The sequence below is a fragment of the Chloroflexus sp. genome, from assembly GCF_034435895.1.
Taxonomy (GTDB): Bacteria; Chloroflexota; Chloroflexia; order Chloroflexales; family Chloroflexaceae; genus Chloroflexus.
In genome coordinates, this window is record NZ_DAOTWH010000193.1 from 1 (window position 1) to 9,913 (window position 9,913).

A 9,913-nucleotide genomic window follows, 5' to 3' on the forward strand; every position below is an offset into this window, starting at 1 on the left:
CCCGCCGCACGTTGCCCGCAACGGATACCCTTGCGGCGCGCGCGCGCCGATTACAATGTGAAATGGTATGACAACCTCTTGCATGCCAATTTAGGTTGGATATAGGCGGCGGTTTGTCTTGAATATAACACGCTTGATCGCGGCTGTCTACCGTGGGAGGGGGATAAAACGATGGTATGTAGGCAGGAATTGTGTAGCAAGAATCATGTTTTCTGGGCTGACACAATATACTCGTACAATACCTTCTTCGAGGTGCGTTTGCGTAGTGGAGTTATGTCTATTCGACTAAAACCAGCTGCTTGCAGTATCGAGGCCAGAATCTGTTCGGTAGGCACCAGCACATCGTAAAACGTCGAATTGCCAACAATGTAAAAGACCCGTGCATGGTGTCGCGTGACGTGATACAGTTCCGCAATGTGCTGCCGTATATCAACAACATACTTCGCAACATAGCGCGCTAAAAGATCGCTATGTTGGGCAATCCGTTGGATAAACTCAGCAAAATGAGGGTATACAACACCGTGATCATCCGGTATTGGCCAGCGCCCAATATAACTAGTGGCAATCCCCCACGTACCGCCTATAGCTTGCCAATCGAGTTCGCCGGCATCGCGCCCGTTGTTCAGATAGCCGAGCCAGTACATATAGGGACGCAACTTGCGAATATAGCTCATCCGGTTAGGATACGGCGGCGAGGTGATGACCAGTGAAATGGAATCGTGCGGGATCAGAGTTGAGAGCTGGCGCGCATCGTGCAGATGAATCGCCGGCGACGCAATAATGGGAGTCTGCAACGAACACGCAATATCATTGACGCTCGCCTGCCACGTCAAACCAAGATCATCAAGCGTCCGGACAAACAGACCCGGTTGGCGCGCTTTTTAAATGACATTGATTGATGACTAAAACTCGCATGCGAGTGCAGAATAACCAACCGACAAAATGCGATCTTGAGTAAATCGTGGATCGATGCTGAAATCTGCTGGCGGAGTTGTTGAATCTGATACCATAGCGCCCCTAGTAGATGCAACACCTCGGTATCCCACCACTTTTCGCGCTGATGAATCGCAGGCAACCAGATTGCATCACGTGGTATCGTTTCGACATGTTGAATAATCTCGGCAGCAATCTGGCGAAACCGGTCAACTTCCGCCGGTGAATATATCCTTGTTTTAGCATGAGCTAACCACACCAAAAACGGGTTGATGTCAGTTGAAATACAAGCCAAACCGCGTTCGGCACACGCTACCGCTGTGGTTCCCGAACCGCAGAACGGATCGAGCACCACATCATCGGCCAGCGCATAACGATTGAGTAGATCGGTTACGGCATAGACGGAGTAGGCTGGCGTGAGCCGCAGCCAGCCATAACGAGTGTGTTGCGCATTGCCGCGTTGGGTAAGGTGGAAAGCAAGGCCAAGGCGTGGCATATTAGTTTGTTGCGAGCTGTCGCATATTCTTACAGTCAAAGACATGGGTCGGTAGAAACACTTAACAACTTTCCTCAATGACGCTGCATGCACCGAACTTTTCTGCACTCTACAAACGCAGCGGCAAGCTCGCCACCGCAGCGGGCACAAAGGGAAGGCCTAATTTGTGTCACAGGCGACACAGCGCGATTGCTCGCCAGCAAGCTGTTTCCATTCGCTCCCGCCGGGGATTGCTGCGGGCGCTCTGCGCCCTCGCAATAACACGTTGGCTCTCACCGCTACGCTCTGTTCTCCTCTCTGCGTTCTCCACGTCCTCGGCAGTCAACGATTCACCACAGCGACACCGAGACGGGTGTTTGAGTAGTGCGCCCTCCCCCCTGCGCCCGCTGCGCCCTCCGCGGTAAAAAACACACCTTCACCACAGCGCCATCACCGCCCTCCGGCCCTCGAGCGGTCTCTCTGCGCCCTCCGCGGTAAACACTTTGCCCCCGCAGGGGGAGAGAACGCGCAACAAAACCCGTTTCTTTTCGTGCCTTTTGCGTTTTGTTGTGGCTATTCCTCCGCACCCTCGGGTAAACACTTTGCCCCCGCAGGGGGAGAGAACGCGCAACAAAACCCGTTTCTTTTCGTACCTTTTGCGTCTTGTTGTGGCTATTCCTCCGCACCCTCGGCGGTAAACGTTCACCACATCAATGCCAAGGACGCGGGAGATGCTGTCCCGCGTCCCCGGCGGTCAGCGACGCATCACCGCCCCATCGCGTAGAACTCATCGTTTGGACGCAGCGCGCTCATATTCGCCAGCCGGTTGCTCATGGCAAAGAAGGCCGCGATCGCGCCGATCTCCCAGATGTCGTCTTGGGTCAGGCCATGCGCGTACAGCGGCTGCCAGTCGTCTTCGCTGATCCGGGCCGAGTCAACCGCGACTTTCAGCGCATAGTCGAGAATGGCACGCTGGCGCGGGGTAATTTCGGCCCGCCGGTAGTTGGTGGCGACCTGCTCGGCCAGCCGCGGGTTTTTGCTGCGGATGCGCAAAATCGCGCCGTGGGCGATCACGCAATAGAGACAGTCGTTGGCCGCCGATGTCGCGACGACGATCATCTCTTTTTCGGCTTTGCTGAGATTGGAGGGTTTGTCCATCAATGCATCATGGTAGGCGAAAAAGGCGCGAAACTCGTCAGGACGGTGGGCTAGCAAGAGAAAGACATTTGGGATGAAGCCGCTCTTTTCGGCCACCTGTTCGATCCGCTCCCGGATGTCGGGCGGCAGATCGGCGTTCCGGTCAACGACCGGAAACCGGCTGATCGGGCGATCGGCGTTGATCATGGGGATGCTCCTTTTAGGGGTATCCAATTGCTAGATGTTCTATTATACTGAACTATGCACGACGAAAGCGGCAAAAGGTGGGCAGGAGCGAACAGCATGCTTGATCAAGCCGATTTTCAAGCAATTCTTGCCGATCAAACCAAGCGAATAGAACGAGATATTGTTTGGGCGGAAGACCCCGATCACTTGCCTGCCCGTGGGTTTCGCGTCGAATTACGCTCAGACCCGGCTGGCCAATCTTCGTGGTCGGGCGTTACAATCGCTTCGCCGGCACACTGACATCACGCTCATTCACCGCACTGTTGGCCGTATTTACGCCTTAGATCTCGGCGCTGATCACCACAATCCCACGTGCCAGCGCGTGGGTGAAAAGCATAAACATCGGTGGAGCGAGGCCTTTCGAGATAAAAAAAGCGTATGTTCCCGCCGATATCACGGCAGCATGGGATGAGCCAATCACGGTCTGGCAACAGTTTTGCGCTGAAGCCAACATCCGTCACATTGGCATCATACACCCGCCGATCATGCAAGAGGAGCTGCCGCTATGAACACGATTGAGTTGTGTGCGCAGTTACAAACTCTGCATCCGCCGTTGTTTGTGTGCAGTCCAGCCCCGAAAGAAGGCATCCGCGTGCGTACGCCGTTTATGTATCCTGATGGCGGAATTATTGATGTGTTTGGGATCGAGCGCGAATCGCACGTCGAAGTCACCAATTTCGGCGAAGCGATTGGATGGCTGCGCATGCAGTCGTTTAGCGGGCAACTTTCACCGAAGCAACGACGTTTCATCGAAGATATCTGCCTCACCCTCGGCGTCGAGTGATTTCGCGGGCAGTTGATTCAAAAGACCGATCAAGCTCACACCGCCGAAGCCGTCTTCTAGGTTGCCCGAGCTGCGTTGCGTGTGGCCGATCTCTGGTTTACATTGCGTTCGCGACCTATGGAGACCATTGCGGAAGAAGTTTCTGACTGGCTGACTGAGCGCCACATTCCGTTTGATCGTTCGGTGCAGTTTACCGGACGATCCGGCCAAATCTGGCCAATTGATTATCAAACACGGATTGCCGAACGAACGAGTCTCGTGTTTCTGCTTGCCACCGGATCACGCGCCGTTGCGCGCCGGATTACCGATCGCGTCGTGGCCGGCTGCTACGATCTGAATCATCTGAAGGTAGAACAACCTCGTTTGCAGTTTGTTTCATTGTTTGATGATTGCACTGATGTATGGGAAGAAGAAAACTTTCGCCAAGTGCAAGAACTCTCGACCATTGCGCGCTGGTCGCGTCCCGACGAGGTTGAGCAAATCCTGCGAGCGTCTGCCTAAGCGTCTTGAGCGGCAACGTTTCACCCTTTCCCCACCACCTGCCTCGGTCGCGCTGCGAGATGCGCTGGCCCATAGCGGCGCACAATGACGATGAACGCAAGGATAACGGCAGCGGTCGTGACCGCCGCGACCACCGCTTTGCCGCCAGCCACGGCGGCATTGTACGTGCCGTGCCAGAGCGCCGTTGCCAAGATGCTGCTGCCAGTGCTGTTGTAGAGCCACGCTAGCACCATCGCTCCGGCAACGATCCCGACGACAAAGGTGACAACAGCGATCAGCGAGCGTTCATAGTTGTAGCAGAAGGCTGGCGCATGCCAACCAGCCCATAGCAACCCCACGATCAGAGCAGCGTCGCGGGCGCTGTAGCGGGCCTGCCAGCGCGGCAGGGCAAACCCGCGCCAGCTGGTCTCTTCACCAATCCCGAAGGTGAGAAATCAGACGGCCCACCCTGCTAGCCCACCGAGTTGCGGCAGTTCGGCGACGTAGCCAAAGCCCGCTGCGGCCTGCCACATGCCGTCGATCAGACGGAGCGCGATCACCACCACCCCAAAGACGGCCACCGGACTGAACGCCGCCAGCCACCAACCCCAGCCGATCCGCCAGCGCACCATCCGGCCCGCCAACTCGCGCACCCCGGCAGGGCCAGCCGTCAGCAGCGTAACGACGAACGCCGCCGCCAGCGAGCCATACGCGCCGAGCAGGTGCAACCACGCCGACACGCCGCTGATGATCCCTTACCCTTGCAAGGCCAGTGGCGTAAACACGCACCAGCTCAGGCCATAAGCAAGGAGGGAATAGAGAATTGTTGGTCGTGACATGGTTCTAGCCTCACCCCCGCCCCTCTCCCGCTGACGCGGGAGAGGGGCGCTACGGTCTTTCGCATCACGATGCCTGTCCCGCAAACTATGCAGCTCCCCCTCTCCTAGCTGACGGCGGAAGAGGACGCTGGAGGTGAGGGCCATCAGCCCACGCAGCGGGCTTTGTAGCCGTAGCTGGGCCCTTACGGGCCGGTTCCCTTGGATCAGATGTTCTGTACATCCTTGAACCCGCAGGGAAAGGGGTAGGTTGCACCGCCGAGGGCGACGAGATGGCGAATTAGTTCAAACCGCTTTGCGCCCTCTGCGTTCTTAGCGCCTTTGCGTTTACGTCCTCTGCGCCTTGGTGTTGGCTCTCATCCCGATCCCCCTACGTCGCCACGAACCCCTCATCGGGCGGCAGGTCAGGTTGTTGCGCGGCTGCGAGCGCCAGCTCGTGGCAGCGTTCGTTATCCGGCACGCCACTGTGGCCCGGCACCCGCACAAATGTCACCTGATGGCGTTCGCACAAGGCCAACAGCTCGGCCCACAGATCGGCGTTCTTGACCGGTTCGTTCGCGCTCCGCATCCAATGATTCTTCTGCCAGCGCTGCACCCACCCCTGCTGCATCGCTTGCACGACATACTCCGAGTCGCTGTGGATAGTGACCGTTAGGCGCCGTTTGAGCGCGCGCAGGCCGACGATGCACGCCATGAGCTCCATCCGGTTGTTGGTCGTATGGCGAAACCCGCCGGATAGCTCTTTGTAGCGGTCGTTGTAGCGCAACACCACCCCGTACCCGCCCGGCCCCGGATTGCCAATCGCACTGCCATCGGTGTACATCACGACTGTATCTGCCGGCGTGCCGGTTGGCGAAACCGGTAGCGTCTCCGCTTCCGCAGGGAGAAACGCTTCCGCTTGGGCGCGTTCTTCCGGCGGAAGCGTAGCGACCCACGCGCGCACGTCTGCCAGCGTGGCAAAACGCTTGTACAACCCATTGGGAAACCCGTCCACCTGCGCTTTGGCGCCGTCGGCGCCATGCCATTGCTGGTATAAACCCGGTTGGCGGCCACGCACGACGAGGTAGTATTGCTGCTTCTGGCTCATAAGGTGTCTTACCCTGACAATTGCCGATTGCCGCTTACTATTCCATCGTACCAGCTCTTATGGATATTTGGCGCGAATATATCACAGCGATGGCTGCGCTTGGCAGGGCAGCGCATGATCTAGCACTGGGCGACAGGCAAAGATCTTGCCCGCAACCCTTGACTTTGTTCGCAACCTTGGGTATAGTACCAAAGTCGGTACTCGCACATCATACAGCCGATCAGGCATGAAGGAGGTGATGCCCATGAGTAGTAAGCGTATGGGTGTCACCGCTGGTGAGGCCCGCTAGGCTTTACCGAACCGGTGACCCCCTTCTCCGAAAAGTATTCCCCGCCGTTATGGCGGGGAATACTATTTTGAGCGGCATCCTGTCTGGCGATCACTTCCTTCAGATGCCGTATGCTAAGCGCGTCTGCTATAATGAAAGGTAGCATCGAAGCCGGCAACCGGTACGTGATCCCCGGTCGCTGGCAGCACGACCCGCAAGTGCCGCTCGGTGCGCTACGGGCAGCGAGGAAGCAGGTATGAGCAATTCCCAGTCTGTCGCATCGCTACGCCGCCGGCAAACCAGCTCAGGCGGCGAGCCAACCGCAAAAGAACGTGAATATCTTGAAGTGATTTACTACCTCGCGGCGCGCAACGAGCCGGTGATTGCGGCCCGGCTGGCCCGTTGGATGAAGGTGCAACCGCCAACCGTGACCCATATTGTGTCGCGCCTGCTCGAAAAAGGCTTTATCGAGCGCAATGCCCACGGCGAGATTTCGCTCACTCCCAGCGGGTTGCAATTGGCCGAGGCGATGGTGCGTCGCCACCGAATTCTCGAGCGATTTCTCGTTGATGTTATGGGATTGCCATGGCATCTGATTCACGAAGAGGCCGTCCGGCTCGAACATGCGCTTTCGCCGGTGATGGAAGAGCGGATTATGGCGCTGGTTGGGCAGGCGACAACCTGCCCGCACGGTAATCCGATCCCCGGTCAAAATGAGGTCTACGCCGGCAATACCCGGCTTGATACGGCCCAGCCGGGGCAGTCGTTCACCATCCGCCGTATCGCGGAAGAAGCCGAAGAAGAAACGCCGATCGTCGCCTTTCTCGAAGCTAATGGCTTGGTGCCGGGCGCTGCGTTTGCCATCACCGATAAGGTTCCCGCCATCGGCGTCACCCTCCGGCGTCCGGGGTTGTCGATTACTGTGCCCACGCATATCGCTGAATTGATTTGGGGCGATCTCGCTGAGAAGTAGGCGCCGGTAGGTTTGGAGCACATCTATGGCGCGGATCACAGTCACCATTCAAGGTAAGCAGCGCACCTTCCCGATTACCGAGCGCGGCCTGACGATTGGCCGTCAGCTCGATAACGAGATTGTGCTGAACCATGCGATCGTTTCGCGCAAGCATGCGCGGGTGGAGTTGCGCGATCGGCGGGCATGGGTGATTGACCTCAACAGCCGCAACGGGGTGACGGTCAATCGCCTGCGGGTGAAGGAAGAGCAACTGAACGACGGTGATGTGATCGGGGTCGGCCCCTTCGAGCTGCTCTACGAAGACCGCGCTGCCCAGAGCGTGGTGCTCGATGATAACCGCTATTTTCCGGTCGCCTCAGAGTCGCAAGCGGTTGCTGCGCACGAATTGCAGTTGCAACCCACCGATCTGCAAGCGTTTTATCAACTGAGCATGCGGGTCAATCAGGCGCTCGATTACCGCGAGCTGCTCGATTTGGTGATGGAGGAGATTATCCGGCTGGTGCCGGCGCAGCGCGGTTTCTTGCTGCTGCGCAAGGGCGACGATCTGGTGCCGCGCGTGATTTTGCCTCCCGGCACCGGCGATGTGGCGATTGCCGGCAGTATTGTACGCAAAGCGATCGATCGCGGCGAAGCGGTGCTCACCCACGATGCCCGCATAGAGTTTGCCGGTTCCAAGAGTATTATCGCCGCGAATGTCCGTTCGGCCATCTGCGCGCCGTTGTTGACGCAGGGTGGCGCTATTGGGGTGATTTTGCTCGACTCGCCCGGTCGCGAGCAGTTTACGCCCCGCGACCGCGATATCGTTGTGGCGATTGCCAATTTGGCGGCGGTGGCGATCGAACGCGCCCGCCTCACCGAAGAACTGCGGGTGCAGGGGCAGGTGCGGCAAAATCTCGAACGCTTCCTCTCGCCCAATGTGGCACAGGCGCTCTCGCGCTATGTCGCCCAGCACGGGAAGCTCTGGGAAGCGCAGGAACAACTGGTGACGGTGCTCTTCGCTGATGTGAAGGGTTTTACCGCCCTCTCCGAACGGCTTTCGCCGCGGGAGGTGCAAGATTTGCTCAATGAGTATTTGCACGAAATGACCGAGGTTATCTTCCGTCACAATGGCACGGTCGATAAATACATCGGCGATGGCATTATGGCCATCTTTGGCGCGCCGCGCCTGCCTGACGAGCCGCTCGACGAGCAACATGCCCTGCGCGCAGTCTCTGCCGCGGTTGAGATGCAGCAAGCCCAACAGCGGTTGGTCAGCCGGCTCGATCCCGATAAGGCGTTTACCATCCGCATCGGGGTGAATACCGGCCCGGCCTATACCGGTTTCTTCGGCACGCGCCACCGGCTTGAATACACTGCCATCGGCGATACCGTGAATACCGCTTCCCGCCTCGAATCGGCTGCCGAGCCGGGATCTGTCTTTATTGGCGAAGATACCGCCCGTTTGGTGAGCGATCAGTTTGAACTGCAAGAGATGGGTGAGTTGCAACTGAAGGGCAAGCAGCAACGGGTGCGTGCGTATAAGGTGCTCGGCCCGCGCGCTAAGCCCGGCGGGCAGGCAACGATTGCCTATGTGGGGCCGTAAGGACTGGGTGGATTGGCTTAGAAAGAAGTTGTATGCCAATTGTGGTTGGTATTCGGTTCAAAGATAGCGGCAAAATCTACTACTTCGACCCGCGCGATCTTGAACTCCATACCGGTGATCCGGTGATTGTTGAGACGGTGCGCGGCCTTGAGTTGGCAAGGGTGGCGTTTGAACGACGTGAAGTGAGCGATGAGGCGATCGTCGGCGAATTGAAGCCGGTGGTGCGCCGCGCTGAAGACGCCGATTTGGCCCGCATGGCCGAGTTGCAACAGTATCATGCCGATGCGCTGGCCCGTTGCGCCGAGAAGGTGCAAGAGCACGGCTTGCCGATGAAGTTGGTGAAGGCCGAATACTCCTTCGATGGCTCCCGCCTGACCTTTTACTTTACCGCCGATCAGCGGGTCGATTTTCGCCAATTGGTGCGCGATTTGGCCCGCACCTTCAAAACGCGCATTGAGCTGCGCCAAATTGGGCCGCGCGATGAAGCGAAGATGCTTGGCGGCATCGGCCCATGTGGCCGGATTCTCTGCTGCGCCTCTTTCTTGCCCGATTATGCCCGGGTCTCGATCAAGATGGCTAAAGATCAAGACCTGCCGCTGAATCCGAGCAAGATTAGCGGGGTTTGCGGGCGGTTGCTCTGTTGTCTCTCATACGAACACGAGCAGTATCTGGAGATGCGCAGCCAGTTGTCCAAACGCGGCACGTGGGTGATGACACCCGATGGGCCGGGTGAAGTGGTCGGCCAGCACGTGCTCAAGCAGCAAGTGTTGGTGCAATTGGCCAGCAGTGGCATGATCGAGACCTACGATATGCCGCAGATTACGCTGGCTACCGAACAGGTGGCGGCGCTGGCGCGCGCGCGCGCGGCTGAGGGGATTACGCCGGTGCGTCCGGCTAAGGCCGAGCGGGGTGAACGCCGGATGCTCCGTGATGAGGTTGATGCTTTCGAGTGGAACGATGATCTGAGTCTGTTGGAAGACGATGAGCCGTTGTTCTCGCCGCCTGCGCCGGTGTTACCGCCTACAGTAGAATCAAATCGTGACGCAGAGCAGCAACCAGCGCCAAAATCGCGGGCGCGCCGGCGCGACGGGCCTGCCGCCAACAATGCGCCG

The 9,913-nt window shown here is 58.2% G+C and carries 12 protein-coding genes; 6 read left to right on the plus strand and 6 right to left on the minus strand.

Features of this window, described 5'->3' with window-relative positions; translation table 11 throughout:
* Positions 1–203: 203 nt before the first annotated feature.
* The 3 genes from U9R81_RS11365 to U9R81_RS11375 all read right to left on the minus strand — a co-directional run bounded on the left by U9R81_RS11365 (position 204) and on the right by U9R81_RS11375 (position 2,752).
* The gene (locus tag U9R81_RS11365; protein WP_322495567.1) at positions 204–833 is read right to left on the minus strand and encodes a hypothetical protein; all 630 of its coding nucleotides are present in this window, start codon (positions 831–833) and stop codon (positions 204–206) included.
* Positions 830–1,429 carry a DNA methyltransferase gene (locus U9R81_RS11370; RefSeq protein WP_322495568.1) on the minus strand — a complete coding sequence of 200 codons (600 nt, stop codon included), beginning with the start codon at positions 1,427–1,429 and terminating at the stop codon, positions 830–832. Before U9R81_RS11370 ends, U9R81_RS11365 begins: the two co-directional genes overlap by 4 nt.
* Positions 1,430–2,173: 744 nt before the next feature.
* The gene (locus U9R81_RS11375) at positions 2,174–2,752 is read right to left on the minus strand and encodes a peroxidase-related enzyme (protein ID WP_322495569.1); all 579 of its coding nucleotides are present in this window, start codon (positions 2,750–2,752) and stop codon (positions 2,174–2,176) included.
* A gap of 96 nt (positions 2,753–2,848) precedes the next feature.
* Between U9R81_RS11375 and U9R81_RS11380 the strand changes: the two genes are divergently transcribed.
* The 3 genes from U9R81_RS11380 (at position 2,849) to U9R81_RS11390 (ending at position 4,076) form a co-directional block, all read left to right on the plus strand.
* Positions 2,849–3,031, plus strand: a complete 183-nt coding sequence (locus tag U9R81_RS11380; RefSeq protein WP_322495570.1) for a hypothetical protein — start codon at positions 2,849–2,851, stop codon at positions 3,029–3,031.
* Positions 3,032–3,296: 265 nt separating this feature from the next.
* Positions 3,297–3,575: a DUF1828 domain-containing protein gene (locus tag U9R81_RS11385; RefSeq protein WP_322495571.1), complete on the plus strand. Its 279-nt coding sequence runs from the start codon at positions 3,297–3,299 to the stop codon at positions 3,573–3,575.
* A gap of 117 nt (positions 3,576–3,692) precedes the next feature.
* A complete protein-coding gene (locus U9R81_RS11390) occupies positions 3,693–4,076 on the plus strand; it encodes a hypothetical protein (protein ID WP_322495572.1) in 384 nt (127 codons plus the stop codon).
* Positions 4,077–4,096: 20 nt separating this feature from the next.
* Here the strand turns inward: U9R81_RS11390 and U9R81_RS11395 are convergent, their stop codons facing one another.
* The 3 genes from U9R81_RS11395 to rnhA form a co-directional block, all read right to left on the minus strand.
* Positions 4,097–4,495 (minus strand): CPBP family intramembrane glutamic endopeptidase, encoded by a 399-nt coding sequence (locus U9R81_RS11395; protein ID WP_322495578.1) that lies wholly within the window; start codon positions 4,493–4,495, stop codon positions 4,097–4,099.
* Between the two features lie 15 nt (positions 4,496–4,510).
* Positions 4,511–4,795: a hypothetical protein gene (locus tag U9R81_RS11400; RefSeq protein WP_322495573.1), complete on the minus strand. Its 285-nt coding sequence runs from the start codon at positions 4,793–4,795 to the stop codon at positions 4,511–4,513.
* Between the two features lie 466 nt (positions 4,796–5,261).
* Positions 5,262–5,978: a ribonuclease HI gene (rnhA, locus tag U9R81_RS11405; protein ID WP_322495574.1), complete on the minus strand. Its 717-nt coding sequence runs from the start codon at positions 5,976–5,978 to the stop codon at positions 5,262–5,264.
* A gap of 524 nt (positions 5,979–6,502) precedes the next feature.
* Here rnhA and U9R81_RS11410 point away from each other — a divergent pair.
* The 3 genes from U9R81_RS11410 to U9R81_RS11420 all read left to right on the plus strand — a co-directional run.
* Positions 6,503–7,219, plus strand: a complete 717-nt coding sequence (locus U9R81_RS11410) for a metal-dependent transcriptional regulator (protein WP_322495575.1) — start codon at positions 6,503–6,505, stop codon at positions 7,217–7,219.
* A gap of 25 nt (positions 7,220–7,244) precedes the next feature.
* Positions 7,245–8,801: an adenylate/guanylate cyclase domain-containing protein gene (locus tag U9R81_RS11415; RefSeq protein ID WP_322495576.1), complete on the plus strand. Its 1,557-nt coding sequence runs from the start codon at positions 7,245–7,247 to the stop codon at positions 8,799–8,801.
* A 32-nt stretch (positions 8,802–8,833) separates the two neighbouring features.
* Positions 8,834–9,913: stage 0 sporulation family protein (locus tag U9R81_RS11420; RefSeq protein ID WP_322495577.1), on the plus strand; the 1,080-nt coding region annotated here is incomplete at its 3' end.